Source organism: Microlunatus sp. Gsoil 973 (assembly GCF_009707365.1).
Taxonomy (GTDB): Bacteria; Actinomycetota; Actinomycetes; order Propionibacteriales; family Propionibacteriaceae; genus Microlunatus.
Map to the genome: position 1 here is coordinate 1,040,279 of NZ_CP046122.1, position 16,206 is coordinate 1,056,484.

General features: G+C 65.8%; 21 protein-coding genes and 1 pseudogene. 9 read left to right on the forward strand and 13 right to left on the reverse strand.

Annotation, left to right across the window (positions count from 1 at the left end):
- Position 1: 1 nt before the first annotated feature.
- Together GJV80_RS04825 and GJV80_RS04830 are read right to left on the reverse strand one after the other, a co-directional pair.
- Positions 2-550 carry a cysteine hydrolase family protein gene (locus tag GJV80_RS04825; RefSeq protein WP_230208141.1) on the reverse strand — a complete coding sequence of 183 codons (549 nt, stop codon included), beginning with the start codon at positions 548-550 and terminating at the stop codon, positions 2-4.
- Positions 551-603: 53 nt separating this feature from the next.
- On the reverse strand, positions 604-1,050 hold the full coding sequence (locus GJV80_RS04830) for a hypothetical protein (protein ID WP_154686918.1): 447 nt from the start codon (positions 1,048-1,050) through the stop codon (positions 604-606).
- Positions 1,051-1,215: 165 nt separating this feature from the next.
- On the opposite strand from GJV80_RS04830, the gene GJV80_RS04835 reads away from it, so the two are divergent.
- From GJV80_RS04835 to GJV80_RS04850, 4 genes are all read left to right on the forward strand, one after another.
- Entirely contained in the window at positions 1,216-2,082 is an 867-nt protein-coding gene (locus tag GJV80_RS04835; RefSeq protein WP_195909164.1) for an alpha/beta hydrolase, read from the forward strand.
- A gap of 175 nt (positions 2,083-2,257) precedes the next feature.
- Positions 2,258-3,151, forward strand: coding sequence for a glycoside hydrolase family 16 protein (locus GJV80_RS04840; protein WP_154686920.1), 894 nt, complete (start codon positions 2,258-2,260; stop codon positions 3,149-3,151).
- Between the two features lie 82 nt (positions 3,152-3,233).
- Entirely contained in the window at positions 3,234-3,695 is a 462-nt protein-coding gene (locus GJV80_RS04845; RefSeq protein WP_154686921.1) for an SRPBCC domain-containing protein, read from the forward strand.
- 31 nt (positions 3,696-3,726) lie between these two features.
- A complete protein-coding gene (locus GJV80_RS04850) occupies positions 3,727-4,512 on the forward strand; it encodes a metalloregulator ArsR/SmtB family transcription factor (protein ID WP_154686922.1) in 786 nt (261 codons plus the stop codon).
- 19 nt (positions 4,513-4,531) lie between these two features.
- Here GJV80_RS04850 and GJV80_RS24940 read toward each other — a convergent pair.
- Positions 4,532-4,807 (reverse strand): annotated as a pseudogene (locus tag GJV80_RS24940) (trans-aconitate 2-methyltransferase); the annotation flags it as partial.
- Positions 4,808-4,874: 67 nt separating this feature from the next.
- Positions 4,875-5,381 (reverse strand): hypothetical protein, encoded by a 507-nt coding sequence (locus tag GJV80_RS04860; protein ID WP_154686923.1) that lies wholly within the window; start codon positions 5,379-5,381, stop codon positions 4,875-4,877.
- Between the two features lie 180 nt (positions 5,382-5,561).
- Here GJV80_RS04860 and GJV80_RS04865 point away from each other — a divergent pair, with 180 nt between their 5' ends.
- On the forward strand, positions 5,562-6,065 hold the full coding sequence (locus GJV80_RS04865; protein ID WP_154686924.1) for a GyrI-like domain-containing protein: 504 nt from the start codon (positions 5,562-5,564) through the stop codon (positions 6,063-6,065).
- The gene (locus GJV80_RS04870) at positions 6,062-6,964 is read left to right on the forward strand and encodes a MerR family transcriptional regulator (protein ID WP_230208142.1); all 903 of its coding nucleotides are present in this window, start codon (positions 6,062-6,064) and stop codon (positions 6,962-6,964) included. Before GJV80_RS04865 ends, GJV80_RS04870 begins: the two co-directional genes overlap by 4 nt.
- A gap of 30 nt (positions 6,965-6,994) precedes the next feature.
- Here GJV80_RS04870 and GJV80_RS04875 read toward each other — a convergent pair whose 3' ends face one another.
- Positions 6,995-7,666 carry an SDR family oxidoreductase gene (locus GJV80_RS04875; protein WP_154686925.1) on the reverse strand — a complete coding sequence of 224 codons (672 nt, stop codon included), beginning with the start codon at positions 7,664-7,666 and terminating at the stop codon, positions 6,995-6,997.
- A gap of 72 nt (positions 7,667-7,738) precedes the next feature.
- Here GJV80_RS04875 and GJV80_RS04880 point away from each other — a divergent pair, with 72 nt between their 5' ends.
- Positions 7,739-8,254: a TetR/AcrR family transcriptional regulator gene (locus tag GJV80_RS04880; RefSeq protein WP_154686926.1), complete on the forward strand. Its 516-nt coding sequence runs from the start codon at positions 7,739-7,741 to the stop codon at positions 8,252-8,254.
- Between the two features lie 69 nt (positions 8,255-8,323).
- On the opposite strand, the gene GJV80_RS04885 is transcribed toward GJV80_RS04880, so the two are convergent.
- Positions 8,324-9,451, reverse strand: coding sequence for a mandelate racemase/muconate lactonizing enzyme family protein (locus GJV80_RS04885; protein ID WP_154686927.1), 1,128 nt, complete (start codon positions 9,449-9,451; stop codon positions 8,324-8,326).
- Between the two features lie 283 nt (positions 9,452-9,734).
- Complete coding sequence (locus GJV80_RS04890) at positions 9,735-10,211, reverse strand: hypothetical protein (RefSeq protein WP_154686928.1); 477 nt, start codon at positions 10,209-10,211, stop codon at positions 9,735-9,737.
- Positions 10,212-10,386: 175 nt separating this feature from the next.
- Between GJV80_RS04890 and GJV80_RS04895 the strand changes: the two genes are divergently transcribed.
- Positions 10,387-11,085 carry a head GIN domain-containing protein gene (locus tag GJV80_RS04895; protein ID WP_154686929.1) on the forward strand — a complete coding sequence of 233 codons (699 nt, stop codon included), beginning with the start codon at positions 10,387-10,389 and terminating at the stop codon, positions 11,083-11,085.
- Positions 11,086-11,099: 14 nt separating this feature from the next.
- Here GJV80_RS04895 and GJV80_RS04900 read toward each other — a convergent pair whose 3' ends face one another.
- The 3 genes from GJV80_RS04900 to GJV80_RS04910 form a co-directional block, all read right to left on the reverse strand.
- Positions 11,100-11,669: an HIT family protein gene (locus GJV80_RS04900; protein ID WP_195909165.1), complete on the reverse strand. Its 570-nt coding sequence runs from the start codon at positions 11,667-11,669 to the stop codon at positions 11,100-11,102.
- A gap of 143 nt (positions 11,670-11,812) precedes the next feature.
- On the reverse strand, positions 11,813-12,355 hold the full coding sequence (locus tag GJV80_RS04905) for a hypothetical protein (RefSeq protein WP_154686931.1): 543 nt from the start codon (positions 12,353-12,355) through the stop codon (positions 11,813-11,815).
- 64 nt (positions 12,356-12,419) lie between these two features.
- Positions 12,420-13,406 (reverse strand): DUF3500 domain-containing protein, encoded by a 987-nt coding sequence (locus GJV80_RS04910; RefSeq protein WP_230208143.1) that lies wholly within the window; start codon positions 13,404-13,406, stop codon positions 12,420-12,422.
- 48 nt (positions 13,407-13,454) lie between these two features.
- Between GJV80_RS04910 and GJV80_RS04915 the strand changes: the two genes are divergently transcribed.
- The gene (locus GJV80_RS04915) at positions 13,455-14,186 is read left to right on the forward strand and encodes an isochorismatase family protein (protein ID WP_230208144.1); all 732 of its coding nucleotides are present in this window, start codon (positions 13,455-13,457) and stop codon (positions 14,184-14,186) included.
- Positions 14,187-14,194: 8 nt separating this feature from the next.
- On the opposite strand, the gene GJV80_RS04920 is transcribed toward GJV80_RS04915, so the two are convergent.
- The 3 genes from GJV80_RS04920 to GJV80_RS04930 are packed head-to-tail and all read right to left on the reverse strand — an operon-like array spanning position 14,195 to position 16,205.
- Positions 14,195-15,169: a Gfo/Idh/MocA family protein gene (locus GJV80_RS04920; protein WP_154686932.1), complete on the reverse strand. Its 975-nt coding sequence runs from the start codon at positions 15,167-15,169 to the stop codon at positions 14,195-14,197.
- Complete coding sequence (locus GJV80_RS04925; RefSeq protein WP_154686933.1) at positions 15,166-15,981, reverse strand: sugar phosphate isomerase/epimerase; 816 nt, start codon at positions 15,979-15,981, stop codon at positions 15,166-15,168. The genes GJV80_RS04920 and GJV80_RS04925 overlap by 4 nt, the downstream gene beginning before the upstream one ends.
- On the reverse strand, positions 15,981-16,205 hold the full coding sequence (locus GJV80_RS04930; RefSeq protein ID WP_154686934.1) for a hypothetical protein: 225 nt from the start codon (positions 16,203-16,205) through the stop codon (positions 15,981-15,983). The genes GJV80_RS04925 and GJV80_RS04930 overlap by 1 nt, the downstream gene beginning before the upstream one ends.
- Between the last annotated feature and the right edge of the window lies 1 nt (position 16,206).

The following is a 16,206-nucleotide window of genomic DNA, read 5'->3' on the forward strand; positions in this document are numbered from 1 at the left end:
ATCACCGCGAGCCGAATACTCCGACGAGTTCGTCGGTCAAGCAGACGCGAGCCCGCATGTTGCGCTCCATCATCGCCAGCGCGGCGTCGCTGAGATCCTTGTGGATGTGCGCGACGGCGTCGCTGGGCACCGCGACATCGAAATGTCGGACGTAGGCGTCGAGGGCCGAATAGAGGATGCACTGTTCGGTGACCTGACCGGTCAACACGATGCGGTCGACGTTGTGGGTACGGAGGAAGTAGTCCAGCTGGGTGGCGTAGAAGGCCGAATGGCGAGCCTTGACCAACAGCGGGACATCGGGGCTGGGAAGGATCGGTTCGACAAGATCGGGACGCGAGCCCTGCAGTGCCCAGTCCGCCAATTCCCGCCGATCGGCGGTCCATTCGCCGTGGTTGTCGTTGACGTAGACAACTGTGCTGTCCTGCTGACGCGCCGCGTCGAGCAGCCGACGGATGTTCGGCACGGACTCGCCGACCGACTCGGCGAGCGCCCCCGCGTCGTCGTGTTCGTACCGGTTGAGCATGTCGATCACCAGTAGTGCGGTGGACAATGCGTGCTCCTATCGGGCGGAGGTCGGATCAGTCGTGTCGTGCCGAAGGGTGGTCACCTGTTGCGGCCGGCCAGACGGCGGCCGAGATCGGCACCGTAGACCAGGTGGCCGATGACCAAGGTGGCGATCTCCCGCGGGCTGTCGCGATGGAGCGGCTCGCGGATGCCGGCCAACGGCAGTCCGACCTCGTAATTGGCCACACAGACCGCGATCCCGTACATGGCGCCACGAGTGACTGTCGGTGATCGAGTGATCAACGAGAAGGCTCCACCCAGCATCGCTCCGTAGCCCAGGTGCGCGATGATCGTTGCGGCATTGAGCTGCCGTCCCTCGACTTGCTTCGGAAGCAGACGCTGCATGATCTGACGCGGTGGAAGCTGGCCGACCCAGCCGAGCAGGTCGAAACTGGAGAACACGCCGGTCATCGTCGTTGTCGCGATCGCTCCGCCGAGCAGTCCGTGGCGAAACGTCGTGCGTCGTCTCGGCGGGGTCGGGTGCATCCGCGTCCTCCAGTCGGTTCCAGGCCTGACGGGCACCGTCACCCTTCGGCGTCTACCGGGATCTGATGTCTCCGGGATGTGATGTCGGATACCCCGCCTCCGCCCGGCACAAACCGGCGCAGCATCACTCCGGCGGGTTCTGCCTCTCCCCGATTCCTTTCGATCATGATCGCGGTCTACACCACCGTGACGACGACATCGACAGACCCGAATCGGGCGTACTGGGAAGCAGTGGGACGCGATGAGCGGGTGGCCTGGGAAGAGCTCGGCTGCCCACCCACCGGCATGGAACAGGAGTGGATCGCCGACCCGGCGGGCAGCTGGCTGCGGCCGCACTGTTCGTCGGCCGGCCGGGTCATTCTGGCCATCCACGGCGGCGGCTTCGTGAGCGGCTCCGTGACAACACATGCGCACATGTTCGGGCACCTGTCCCGGGCGACCGGATGGCCGGCATTCGCCGTCGAATACGGGCTGGTGCCCGAGCACGTGTTCCCCAGCCAGCTCAACACCGCCGTTGCGGCGTACCGGTGGCTACTGGCGGGGGGTGCGACGCGGATTGCGGTGGTCGGAGACTCCTGCGGAGCCACGCTGGCGGTCGGCTTGGCCGCGCGCACCCGAGTGGAGCAGTTGCCCATGCCCGCCGCACTCGTGCTGGTCTCAGCGTGGACGGACTTCGAAGCCAGGGGTGACTCCTACGCAACGGGCAGCGACCCCTTCTTCACCCGCGACGTGGTCCGCGGGCTCGCTTCGGATTACCTGGCCGGGTCCGATCCGCACGATCCGCTGACGGCACCGCTCTTCGTCGAGCCCCGCGGTCTTCCGCCGACCTACCTCCAGGTCGGCGGTGAGGAGTCGCTGCGCGATGACAGCCGGGCCCTCGCCGAACGGCTCCGGGACGGCGGAGTCGCGGTTCGGTTGGACGAGTTCCCCGGCCAACTGCACACCTTCCAGATGGCGGCGGGCCGCACCACGGTAGCCGATGACGCGATCACCAGGGGAGCACGCTGGCTGCGATCAACACTGGGTGGCTGAGCTGCCGACTGTCTTGGGATGGCGAGTTCGTTGCCGAGTTCGTTGACGACCAGGTCGTCGGGTGCGAGTCTTCGAGTCAGATCCTGTTTGCCCACGTTCGGGGCGTGACCGCAACTGTCCGGATCGCTGCTCGGGGAACCATCGCAGATAGGAACGCACAGTGATTCGACCCAGAGTGTTTCGTGCATTCAACCCGGTGATCGTCGTCGGCGCAGCGCTGGCCGCCGCACTCTCCCTGGCCGGGGTCGCGCCGACGGCGTCGGCAGCCCCGCCGCATGGCGTGCTCTTCGATGACTTCGACTACTCCGGGCCGGACGATCCTGCCGTCACAGCCGACGGCTGGGAGGTGCGGACCGGTGGCGGTGGCCCCGGAGTCGAGGGCGCCACCTGGACCGCAGACAATATCGCGTTCCCCAGGATCCAAGGCAAGAAGTCGCTGCAGTTGCGGTTGACCACTGATGGTACGAGTCAAGGCACCACCCAGTCCGAGTTCACCCAGACGACCCAGGGACGTGAGGGCACGTACCTGGCCCAGATCAAGTTCTCCGACGCTCCAGCCGCCGGGCCGGACGGTGACTTCATGAACCAGACGTTCTTCGCGATCGGGCCGCTGGCCGCCGACTGCGATCCCAATTACAGCGAGACGGACTTCACCGAATACCTGCCCAACGGCGGGTGGGGGACACCGGGACCGCTGAATTCGGAGACCACCTGGTACACGACCGGCGAAACCTGCAGCGACAGCGTTGAGAATGATCAAGCCGTCAGCCTGGCCGGCTGGCACACGATCATGGCCACCGTCGCAGGGGGTCACGTGCGCTACTACGTCGACGGAGTTCTCGTTGCCGACCACGCCGGAAAGTACTTCCCCCGTGAGGACATGGTGATCGACTTCAACACCTGGCTGATCGACACCACAGGCCACGTCGGACAGCAGACCAGCATCTGGAACGAATACGTCGACTACGTCTACTACGCGCAGAACCAGGTCCTCAGCCCCAAACAGGCCAAGCATCAGGTACGCCTGCTGCGGTCTCACCACCGCTTTGTGAACACGATCGCTCCGTGAACACGGCCGGGTGGCGGCCAACCGCTCGCGCGATCGGCCGAGACCTTTACATATTCGTCTAGACGAATATATAGTCAGCTTCATGACGAAGATCATCGAGCGCACCGTCGCCGCATCACTCGACCGCATCTGGGCACTGTGGACCACACCGGAGGGCATCTCTCAGTGGTGGGCCCCGGATGGCTTCCGGACTGACGTCACCCGGTTGGACCTGAAGCCGGGTGGCGAACTCCTCTACACGATGACCGCCGTCGCGCCGGACCAGATCGCGTTCCTGGAACAGCACGGCATGCCGCTGGCCACTGAATCGAGGAAGCGATTCGTCGAGATCTCAGAACCGAGCCGGCTCAGCTACCAGTCGCTGGTCGACTTCGTGCCGGATCATGCGCCGTATGAGCACCTGACCGAGATCGAGCTCAGCCAGGTCGGGGACCGGACCCGGATCGTGATGTGGGTCCAGCCGATGCATGACCAGGTGTGGACCGAACGGCTGGTGGCTGGACGGTCCAACGAGCTGGACAACCTGTCACGACTGGTCGACTGACTTCCACGGCTGCCTTGTGGGGCAGGAAATCATGTCCGCCGACGCTCAACAGATCCTGGCCGTGATCGCCGAAGCGAACCGCTTCCGCATCGTCGAATTGTTGTCCCGGCAGCCGATGGCCGTCGGGGAGGTGGCGGCCGCGTTGGGCGCCTTGCAGCCGCAGACCACCAAGCACATCCAAGCGTTGGAGGCAGCCGGTGTGGTCCGGGTTCGCAAGCTTGGCCGTCGCCGCATCGCGCAACTCGACCGACACACTGTCGCCGAGTTGGCCCGCCATTTCGACCGGTGGGCTGCCAGCGGCGTTGATGATCGGGCGCTGGAGTCGTACGAGCGGGCCATCGCAGCTGAATCGCAAGGCAACGGGACAGCCGGCCGAACCCTTCGGTTCGAACGGTTGCTGCCGGCATCGCCGAACGAGGTCTGGGAGGCCTGGACCGTGCCTGAACTCGCCGCAAGGTGGTGGGCACCGCGACACTTCCACGTCGACACCGTTGAAATCGCGCCACGGGTTGGCGCGCCGATCCGCCTCATCCTGAGCGAAGGGCCGTCGGGGACCTACAGATCCTCCGGCCGAGTTGTCGCAGTCGAATCCGGTCGCCGACTCGTCTTCACACTGGCGCCCCTCGACAGCGGCGGACGGGAGCTGTTCTCAGCGGTCCACACGGTCAGCATCGACGGTGATCATCAGACCGAGCTGGAGTTGACGATCGACGTTTCGGAGGTGCGCCCGGAAGCCGCCCCCTCGGTGGCAGGACTGGAGATCGGCTGGTCGCAGCTGCTGGACTCGCTGCGGGAGGTTGTCTCCCGTGGACGATGACAGGGTGGCTCCAGGGCGTGATCGCCGACACCACAAGATCGAATCCACCGGCCAGTGGAAGTTGTTCGGCTGCGGCCACCATGAACGTGACACGCGGGTCACCGCTGTTCTGAGCGGCGATGTCGATCATGGCCGGCGTGACGTCCACGCCCATCAGCATCTCGGCCCGAGGCAGCCGGGCTGCGAGCCGATCGATCAGGTATCCGGTGCCGCAGCCGACATCACGAATGCGTCGCGCATCGGGGGCGACGTCGCAGACGAGCGCTACCACCCGATCACAGATCCGGTGATGCATCCTGCCCAGCCAGCCGGTGTCGTAGCCGGCGGCGCGGTCCCCGAAGGTCGACGTGTCAGGTCGCCGATCAGACGATGCTGGGAACGCGGTCGGGCACCCGCGGCAGAGCCCGGGAGCGCCGTGTGAGCAGGGCCAGTTGGGTGACCAGCGAGACGAACATCGCCAACCACAGTGTGCTCGAACCCAACACGCCGTGACTCAGCCGGTTGGCCCATAGGTCGAGGCCGGCGTGGGCGGCGACCCAGGCGACCCAGAGACCGACAGTGGCGATTCCTCCTTGACGCAGCAGGGTCGAACCGCTGCGCCACACCTTCACCGTTCGGGACCGAAGCCATCCGGCGAGGACGGCGACCGGGAGGGTTGACGCCATCACGGCGACCGCCGCGGCGGAGAGTCTGCCGGACTGCTGAGTGGCGGCGACGCCGAAGATCACGGTGGCCACTCCGAGGACCAACAGAAAACCGAGCAGACTGAGCCCGGCTGCCGATACCAGCCTGCGGACCCGTATCTGCTGGATCAACATCCACGCGCATCCGATGATCCACAACACCAGCTCGGGTCTCTGCCATGACATAGCGTCGATGATCGGTGAAGCCGGCCCAGAAGATCGTGACGATTGTCAGTCCTGGTCATGTGATGCCGCGGATGCTCAGCAGCTACCAAGTGTCATGATCACCATCGGGGATGGTTTCCCCAACGACCGTTGTTTCGCAAGGCTTGACTCTTCCCCGACGTCAGGGCTCATGCTCACGGCATGGACAGATCACCGAGCATTGTCGAGCGTACCGCTACGCCGTACGTGGCCATCACCGTGCACGTCACGATGGACGCCATCGGCGACGTCGTGCCGCCGCTGACCCAGGAGGTCTTCGCCTGGTTGGAGTCCCGAGGGATCAAGCCGACCGGGGCACCGTTCTGGAAGTACAACATCATCGACATGGAGCGGGACCTTGAGATCGAGACCGGCCTGCCCATTGCCGAACCGGTCGACGGCGACGCCCGGGTTCACTTCGGCGTGTTGCCCGAGGGGAGGTACGTCACGCTGATGCATGTCGGCCATCCCAAGACGCTGATGGACGCGACCGCCCGGCTACTGAAATGGGCCGACGGCCAGGGCCTGGAGTGGGACGTGTCGCCGTCGCCGCAGGGCGAGCGATGGCGGAGTCGGCTGGAGATCTATTACGACGAGCCGGGCCAGGACATGAACGAATGGGAGACCGAGCTGGCCTTCCGGCTTGCCGACCAGGATGCCCATTGACCTGCCGACCTGCGGCACAGTTCGTCGTGATCACCGAAGTCCGCGCGAATGTCGGCATGGCGGTGGACGATGTCGTCGTGGAAGAGCAACTCCTGACGATCGGCGTGTTCGCCCGTCGGTCGCGGCTGTCGCTGCGGGCGCTGCGGTTGTACGACCATCTCGGCCTGCTCAGTCCGGCCGTGGTCGATCCCGACACAGGATATCGGCGCTATCGGGACGACCAACTGTTCACCGCCCGATTGATCGTCGGCCTCAGACGGCTGGACATGCCGCTGTCCGATGTCGCGCGGGTGCTGTCCGGGCCGCGTGAGGTCGGCGTCGAGGTCCTGGAGGAGTACTGGGCCGCCGTCGAGCGCCGTCTGGCCTTCCAGCGCGGGCTCGCGGAGCGTCTTGGGGAGAGCCTGCGTGGTGGTCAGACCCGGTTCCCGGCGTTCACGGTTCTGGAACGTGAGGTTCCTGAAACGATCCTGCTCAGCGAGATCAAGGCGGTCGACCTGCCCGCGCTCCGGGCGACCGTCACCGGCGCGATCGCTCGCCTCACCAGGCGCGCCGCCGATCATGGAGGAGCCGTGGGTGGCCCGATGGTGTTCTTCCACGGTGAGGTGAACGAGGACAGCGACGGACCGGTCGAAGTCGGCATCCCGGTGCGCACGGCGTCCGCGGCAACGCGTCGCGAGCCGGCGCAGCTGCAGGCGTACGTGACGGTCACCCGGGCACAGTGGGAATGGCCACAGATCCTGTCGGCGTACGACGCCGTCGAGGAATGGATCCGACAGCACCAACGGACCGGTGTCGGGGCTGCGCGGGAGGTCTATCGGGTCGGCATCGATCCCGTCGCGGCGGAACCGGCCGAGGAGGTGTGTGACGTCGCGGTCCCGATCGTCGCAGCGAGGAGGTGAACGGCCCGGGCAAGATCAGTCCGACGCAGCTCAGGCAGCAAGTCCGGCCTTCACCTGGCGGGTCACGTCGTCGGCGAGGATCTCGCGGTCACCGGCGGCGACGCCGTCGAGGGCAAGAGTTGCCACGACCGCCGGGTCGATCTTCTGCTCGGCAGGGATCCTGGCGGCCATGTCGGTGTCCATGTAGCCCACGTGCAGCGCGGAGACGGCGATGCCTCGGGGCGCGAGCTCCTCGCGTACGGCATCGGTGAGCGCCCAGGCTGCCGTCTTGGCGGCGCTGTAGGCACCGATCGCGCCCGGGTGCAGCCAGGAGAGCACTGAGAGGACGTTCAGAATCGCACCGCCGCCGTTCGCCTCGATGACCGGTGTGAAGGCACGGGTCAGGCTGAGCGTGCCGAAGTAGTGCGTTTCCATCTCGAGGCGAATGCGGTCGAGGTCACCCTCGACAAGGGGCTGACCCGTGCTCGAACCGGCGTTGTTGATCAACAGGGTGACGTCCGGGGCGGTCTTGGCGGCCAGCTCGACCGAGTCGGAATCGGTGACGTCGAGCTGCACGGGGATCGCTCCGGGAATGTCGGCCCGGGACGGGTTGCGGGCGCCGGCGTACACCTTGGCGCCACGTTCGAGGAGTTGGCCGGCGAGGATGCGGCCGAGACCGCGGTTGGCGCCGGAGACGAGGGCGACGGAGTTGTTCAGGTCCATGGGTTTAGATTACGATCATCATCTAAAAATGGGCAAGGTGATAGATGACACACAACATCTATGCTTGACGGCATGGGACGGGTGTCGCAGGCGCAGGCGCGAGAAAACCGACAGCGGATCGTCGAGACGGCGGCCCGATTGTTTCGGGAGCGGGGGATCGCCGGGGTCAGCGTGGCCGACGTGATGGCTGAGGTCGGACTCACCCATGGCGGCTTCTACAAGCACTTCGCCTCCAAGGAAGCACTGGTGGCCGAGGCGGTCGGCCAGGCGTTCGAGCAGGCGGGAGAGCGGCTGACGGCGGAGAGTCGGGAGGATTTCGTCCGCGGCTACCTGTCACCTGAACATCGCGATGGGGCCGGCGACGGCTGCCCTGCAGCCGGTTTCGGCGGTGACCTCGCCCACGGCGACTTCGCTACGGCTGTCGAGGGGTACGCCCAAGGTGTTGATCTTTACGCCCGCGAATTGGGCAGCCTCGCCGACGTGGCCACCCTCGTCGGAGCGCTTGTGCTGGCCCGCGCCACGGCCGGGACCGCGGTTTCCGATCGCGTGCTCGAGGCCGCCCGGAAATCGCTGATCATCGAAACCTGATCATCGAGGTCGCAGTGATCACCACCGAATGGGTGGAAGCCGCGGGACCGACGGCCGTCTGGTGCAATGTCACCCGTGCAGGGTCATCCGCAAGCCAGCGTCCGCCGGTCGGACGTGCGGACCTTCTGGTGCCGGCGTCCCTGATATGGCAGGGGGTCGTGCGGCGGACTCGTCGAAACTGAGACCGTTTCCCGGTGTCGAGCCGAGGATGATCCTGCCGTCGTCGACGTCCCAGTCCGCGGTCACACCGGCCGGCAGGCTGAATCCCTGGACCTCGGTGAGCGCATGGTTGGGCACCGCCGCGGCCGCCGGTGCAAGGTGGCCGAAGAAACCGACCGGACTGACCGGCAGGTTGTGGCCGGCCGCAAGGGATGCGACGCGGAGGAAGTGAGTGATGCCCCAGCCGCCGCCGGCCTGTACCAGATCGACGGCGCGGCCGGTGATCAGTGGGAGGTACTGGTCGATGCCGGTCAGGTTCTCCCCGGTGGCGACTGCGGCACATACCTGCCTGGACACCGTCGCCAGGCCCTCGGCGTCCCATCGCCTTACGGGTTCCTCGACCCAGGCCAGATCGACGCTCCTCTCGAGCGCCGTCACATAGCGCACGGCCTGCTTGACGTTCCAGCTCTCGTTGGAGTCGATGGCGAGGACGGGATGATCAACACCCAACGCGTCCCGGACCACTTCCAGCCGGCGCAGGTCGTCGGCGACGTTGCGGCCGCCCTTCAGCTTCGCGGCGGTGAAGCCCGCCTGCGCGAAGCCGCTGTACAGGGAGTGCAGTTGATCATCGTCCAGGCCGGCGTCCAGGCCCGAGGCATAACCTCGAACTGTACGATCGCGGCCGCCCAGCAATCGCCACAGCGGCTCACCGGCGGCCTTGGCCTTGATGTCCCACAGCGCCAGGTCGATCGTTCCGATCGCACCGAAAACGGCGCCGGCGTTGCCGGCTTTGAACGACCAGGCAAGCATTCGGTCGTACAGGGCGTTGACCGAGCGCGGGTCCTCGCCCTCGACGGCCGGAAAAACCGTGTCGATCAGACTGCCCTGACCGACCGCCACACCGACGAGGTCGGTATCGGTGTCCAGGAGCACGATGCTCGACGCGGTTTCGTCGCCCGGCATGACACCGTTCACGTCGCCGATACGGCGACCCCAGTCCAGCACGGTCGGGATGATGCGATAGCCCGTGACCCTCATGCGCGCTGAGCATAGCCAGCCAGGCACCGTGCTGGAGATCGGGCCTGTCCGCGTTTGATCATGTCCTGGCCCGTCGCAGCAGATAGATCGCCGGCACGGCGCGGCGTTGGTGGACTCGCAACCGGCTCTCCGGGTCCCGATCGCTGCTGATCGATGCTTCGAACAGCCGCATGTCCTGGGTACAGACGGCGAAGCCGGCGCCTGGTCCCGCAGTCGTCAGGGGCGCGCTGTCGATCTGGGCGACTCTTGCCGCTTGGCGTTCGGGTACACGGCGTCACACAGGTCACCGCGGCGTTGTGTCCCGGCGACGTACTGCCAAGGCGCCGACGAATTGCGCAAGCTGAACCACGATGGCGACGCCACATCCGACGAAGCCGATGATCAGTGCGATCCGGAACACGAGCGGCCAATCGATCGCAGTGTTCGCGAAGCCGAATGGGAAGACGTCCCAGATCTGGATCAGGCCGATCAGTCCGAGGACCGTTGTACCCAACCCGCCGAGAGCGACCAGCCAACGCGGGTCGGTGATCAGATAGAGCACGTTGACGGCTGCGGTCACGATCAACATCGCGTTCACGATGCCGAGAACCTGGGGAGTGTCCTGGGTGAGGAAGGCCACGGCGCGCCAACCGGGCCAGAGGTTGATCAGGAACAGCCCGGCGAGGTTGAGAAGCACCGAGATGAGATAGCCGACGCGACGCTCCGTTCGGGGCCGTCCGGATGCTGGTCGACGAGCCCTGATGGTGGATGTGTTGGACATCTCACACCTCCTGGTTGGCTACACCATCAGGGTGCTGTGCAATCGGCATGGCTGTCAGGGCCGAAGGTCGATGGTGCGCGTCGTCGACCCACCCGGAATGGACAGGTCGGAGGGCCTTCTGTGGTAAGGGCCAAAGGCCCACGACGCGTGGTGTCGCCGAGCGGACCATGGAGGGATGAACCGTGCTGTGACAGGCCGCCGGCACTCCGACCTGATGTCCTGTCCGACGATGCACGCGTGCCTGGCGATCGCGGCCGCGCTGGCGCTGCTCGCCCTCACCTCCTGCTCGACCGTGAGAAGTGCTGGGCGGATGGGCAAGGAATCGAGACCGGTCAGCGGGTTCTCGACGGTCGACCTCAGTGGATCGGGCGACGTCACCATCGACCAGACCGGTAATGAGTCCCTGACCATCGAGGCCGATACCAACGTGTTGCGGTATCTGACCAGCGACGTCTCCGGCGGGACGTTGAAACTCGGTGTCAGGTCACGCACGATGCTGCTTTCGAAAGCGCCGATTCGATACCGCCTCACGGTGAAAAGCTTGACCGGTGTCGTCGTCTCCGGATCGGGGACGGTCACGATTCCCAAGATCACGACCGCTGAGATGACCTCGACGATCAGCGGATCGGGAACGATCACCATCGCTGGTTCGGCCGAGCGGCAGCATCTCGACATCTCCGGTTCCGGTCGGTACGACGCCGAAGAGTTGACCAGTAGCGAGGCGACGGCTCGGATCTCGGGCAGCGGCGACGCGATCGTGAACGTCAGCCGGAAACTCGACGTCACGATCAGCGGCAGCGGAACGCTCACCTACGCGGGCAGTCCCCAGGTCACTCGAGACATCAGCGGATCGGGCAGCCTCAACCAGAAGTGACCGTCCCGTCGCACTCAGGCCTGCTGATGATCGGGAAGTGCCTGATAGACAGCACGGACGGCAGCAACCAGTCGATCTCCGTCGAGCACCGGACCCCGCGCATCGACCAACCGTCGTGATCCGATCGGGGTGCCGGCATACCGCGGGATCAGCTGGACGTGCAGATGGTTGACCGGTCCGTCGCACATCGTCACCTGATAGACCCGCTCGGCACCGCTGAGCGCGCCGCGGAGGGCACGGGCGGTATTGCGACAGACGGTGAAGAGCCGAGCGGTTGCCTCGTCGTCGAGCTCAGTGAAGTCGTGGACATGTTGCTTCCACACGACGATGGTGTGCCCGGGGACTCTCGGATCGGACGCCAGCACGATTCGGACGTCAGTCTCGTCGGCAACCACGAACTGTGGACCCAGTACGCCGCCGTCCGACAACTCCCGACACTGGTAACAGACTCCCTGTTCGTTCAGTGCGGCCACCCGCTCACCGATAGCGGTTCGACGCTGCGTCCAGGCAGCCAGCTCATCCGCGGTAGCTTCGGTCCGAGGTGTGTACTGCTGCCGGGCCACATCGGACGGATCAGGAGTCACGCTCACAGCATCGCAGACGTCCGACACGGTGACCCTGAGGCGCCGGCCCTCCGAGATGACGGCACCGCCGACATCGGGCGGATCGAAGCCGGCCTCGAATGGATCCGCGCTTCCTATGCTGATGCGACCGGCCGATCATCGGGTCAATCTCCCGCCGGTAGGCCGAAGTGTCGGAGGACTTCGGCTGCGACATCGATGGGGCGCAGACTGTCGGTTCGGATGATTGCCTCGTCCAGGTCGGCCTGGGCGAGGCGCTCGCTGAGAACCTGATACCGCGTCGCGTGCCAGTCGTACTTGGCGTTCTGTGTTTCGGTGTACCTGCTGCGAAGTCGAGCCTCGGTGACCGGGCCCGTCGCGACCAGGCGCACCGAGCGGACCGGAAGGCGCAGCGCTTGGCTGTAGCGGTCCCGCTCCTGCTCACTGGCAATCACCCCGCTGATGACGAGTTGCCGCGGTCCCGCGGTTCTGAAGTTGCCCCATGCAGCCGCCATGTTCTTGGCCTCGATGATCTTGTTGCCCTTGTCGAAGTCGGCCGGAGGCCAGGAGCGGTGGTACCAGTCGACGTCCATCAGGGTGAACGGCTGACCCACGCCCGCCAACAGATCACCGATGTGGTCCAGTGTTGCGGACTTGCCGACGCCGTAGGAGCCGTTGAGGAAGATCGCGTATTCGCCGTCGTTGGTCACCGGTGGACTGTATCGATCAGCCCATCCCTGATCGGTCCGTCCGGCGGCCGCCGCCGCGCGGCGATCAGTGGTGTACGCCGGCGTAGTGCTGGGCCAGCAGGTCGCCGGCGAAGTCCCGGCGAAGATCACGCCACACCGAGTGGATGTGGTTCGCGTCGTCCTGGGTGTTGTCGTACTCGATCAGCAGGCTCGGGCCGCTGAGCGCGTAGTAGTGGCCGGCTCCCCGTTCGAACGGGCCAGCCCAGCCGAAGCTCACCTGGTCCAGACCGGCGTCGGAGATGTCAGCCCAGGCCTGGTTCGCCACGGCCGGAGCGGCCTGATCGATGTACTGCCGGATCAGAGCCACGAACAGCTCGCGTTGACGCCGATCCAGCCGGGCATAGGAAACGCCGCGGGGTTGCTCCGGCAGCGCGGCCACCGGGTCCCAACGGGACGCGATGTCCGAGGGCGCGTCGGTCGCGATCTGAGCCTCCCGGCGCTGATCTTCCTGCAGCGCCAGCATCAGTTCGCGCGCCAGATCCTCTTCACGAGGCAGCGCCCGCAGACCGGCGTGCGGGCCAGCCAGCACCGTGGCCGGCTCCGCACCGAAGAAGTGCGGTACGCCGCTGACCTGATCCCCGACGACTGTGGCCTGCGCGAGCAGGTGGTGGCCGTTGATGCGCCAGGCCCATGGCGCCGTACTTGCCGGGTCGCCCAGGATCACCAGCCAGTAGGGCAGGTCCCGGTAGGGATCGAGGTCGGTTCGACCGGCTTGCTGCAGCGCCAGCGCTCGCCGGGCCGCTTCGATGGCGATGACCAGCTGCGCGTCGGACCAGCCGCGCACGCTGTGCACCAACTGCAGCAGATCCAGTGCGCTCTCCAGCTGCGCGTCGCTCAGGTCACCGAGGCGGACCCCGGGACGATCACCGGGGAGGTAGGTCCACTGCCGATGCAACTCGGGCTCGAACCCGAAGACCGCGCTGCGCCGCTGCTCCCGATCCAGCTGATCGATCAGGGCGCGCGCCGCCGCCCGCATCGCCGCGGCAAGGTCCGGCATGCTGAACTCGGCCATGCCGCAAACCTAGCGGTGGCGGGTGGCGGCAGCGATAGGGTCGACCACGTGTCGCCGACATTGGAGCTGCGTTCCCGGTCTCGCGGATCCGAGGCAGGGGAGTGGACGACGGAGGTCATCCACCGTGAAATCATTGCTGATCGGATGGCCCTGATCATCTGCGACATGTGGGATCGGCACTGGAGCAGGGGCGCGACCGAACGCGTCGACGCGATCGCTCCGCGGATCGACCAGCTGGCAGCGTACCTCCGTGAACGTGGTTCGGTGATCATCCATGCGCCATCGGAGACTCTTGATTTCTATCGTGATCATCCGGCGAGACGGCGGCTGGACGACATCCCTCGCCGCCGTCCGCCGCGGCTGCGCCCTCACCCCGATCCCGAGCTGCCGATCGATGACTCCGACGGCGGATCGGACACCGGCGAGACCGAGCCGTACACCGCCTGGACCCGGCAGCATCCTGCGATCCGGATCGCCGCCGGCGACCTGATCAGTGACGACGGCCTCGAGATCTACTCGGCCCTGCGTGACGCCAAGATCAGCACCGTCGCGATCGCCGGCGTGCACGCCAACATGTGCATCCTCAACCGGTCCTTCGGAATCAAGAACCTCGTTCGCTGGGACCTGGACACCGTCCTGGTGCGCGATCTCACCGACGCCATGTACAACCCGGCGATGCCGCCCCAGGTGAGCCACCGCCGAGGCACCGAGTTGGCGGTCGAACACATCGAGGCGCACTGGTGCCCCACGATCACCAGCTCGGAGTTGTTCCGGCTGTGAGCGGGCGGTCAGTTGTCGATCAGAACTGATCGATGGAGTACCGTCTCGGCGATCCGCATGGTCTCGAGTGCGTCGCCGAAGTGGGACGGCGGCAGTACGCGGGTCCGTACGGCTCGGATGAACTCGCTCGTCTTCTGCTGGAAACCTGCGTAGACATGGAAATCGGTTGAGCCCGACACCCGTTGGGCAGACGTCGTCGAGCCTTCGGCGTCGCCGTCGGTGAAAATGCGACCGGTTCCTTCAAGATCAAGCTCAGCACAGCCGCCTGGAACATGTAACTGGACCTGGAAGGCGCGCCGTCCACTGGTCCAGCTGTTGATCAGGATCCCGGTCGCACCGGTGTCGAAGATCAATTGGGCGGAGAAGAAGTTGATATCCGGGGTCCCGAGCCTGCGTACGACACTGTCGATGTGGGTGACCGTCCCGCCGCACATCGCCCGCAGCGTGTCGATCGCGTGGACTCCATCGTCCATCATGTGATCACGGGCACCCAGCATCGGCGTCGGCTGGAACTTGTAGAAGGTGCACACCGCGTGCGTCACCGGACCTCGTCCGGACAGCTGCTCGGTCGCGTACCGGAGCAGGGGCGAGGCCCTGCGCTGGAAGTCGACCTGCGTCACACAGTTGTTGGTCTCAGCCAGGTAGGCGAGATTGGTCGCTTGGTGCAGGGTCAGTCCCAGCGGCTTCTCGACGAACAGATCCAGACCCTGGCTCAGGCACCAGCACCAGATCGGGTACATGAATTCCGGCTGGCCGATGACGTACACCGCGTCCGGAGTCACCGTGTCGACCATCCGGCGATAGTCGGTGAACCGCTTGTCGATCTTGTAGCGGTCTGCGGTCTCAGCCATTCGCGCCTCGTCAAGATCACAGAGGCCGACGATCTCGACGCCCGGCTCGGCGGCCAGCGACGGATAGTGGACCCGGTTGGCCATCCCGCCGGCACCGACGAACGCGATGCGTACCGGTGTGGTGTCGGTCATGTTCGGTCCTCCTCACCTGACAGCAGTACGCGTAGATATCCGAGATCTGCGGCCACCTTGGCTTCGAGATCGCGCTCGTCTGTGTACTCCGCAGGCAGGCAGATCGGCCCGGCGTACCGGCGTTCGCGGAGTACGGCGGCGGCCTCGGCCCACGAGCACAGACCCTCGGACCCTTTGACGAAGGTGATCGACCAATCGGGCCGTTCGCGGCCCGGTACGTCTGTGCGTCGGTAACAAGCGTTCTTGAAGTTGACCATGGCCAACCGATCCCACAGCAATGGCAAGGTGTTGGCCGGGTGTTTGCGGGCCAGACCGTCGTGCGCCGCGTCCCAGATCGCAACGATCGCCGCCGGGTCGTAATCCTTGATCAACACTGCGAGCTCCGAAGAGTCGGCGATGTAGTCGTCGTAGTGCGGTTGGATGCCGATCCGGACACCATGCCGATGACTCAGCGACACCAGGTCATCGAGTCGGCGACGGATGCTGTCCGCCGTAGCGAGGTAACCGGCGGCCTCGACGGGGATCATGATCCGCAACAGGTCGATCCCGTTCGCAGCGCAAGCTGCCAGGATGTGATCATCCGGCGCACTCGCCACACTGGCAATGCTTACGCCATGATCAGCGAACACTGCGACCAGCTCCGCGAGCGACCGGTCGAGCCGATCAAGATCAACCTGATATCCAGGTCGGAGCGGGAACTCGACGGCATTGAACCCCATCCGGACAACAAGCTCGGCAAGGTCGGCGGCAGGAACGGTTCGCCACGGTTTGGTGAACACCGCCCAGATCGTGGTTGCAGAAGCGGAGTCCATCAGTAGCCGCGTGGGGGTGCGGAGCGGATCCGGACGGTCGGAGCGACCGGGTGCGGACGGACGTCGGCCGGCAGCGTCACCATCAGGCCGCGGTCGGCGAGGTCGTAGGAAAGCTCGACATCGTGACCGAGGAGCTGCACGGAGTGGATGGGGCGGTCCAACGGGCCGCCAGGTCGGACGCTGCCGATCTCGACGCGGTCGTCGTCGCCAACCTGGGATCCCACG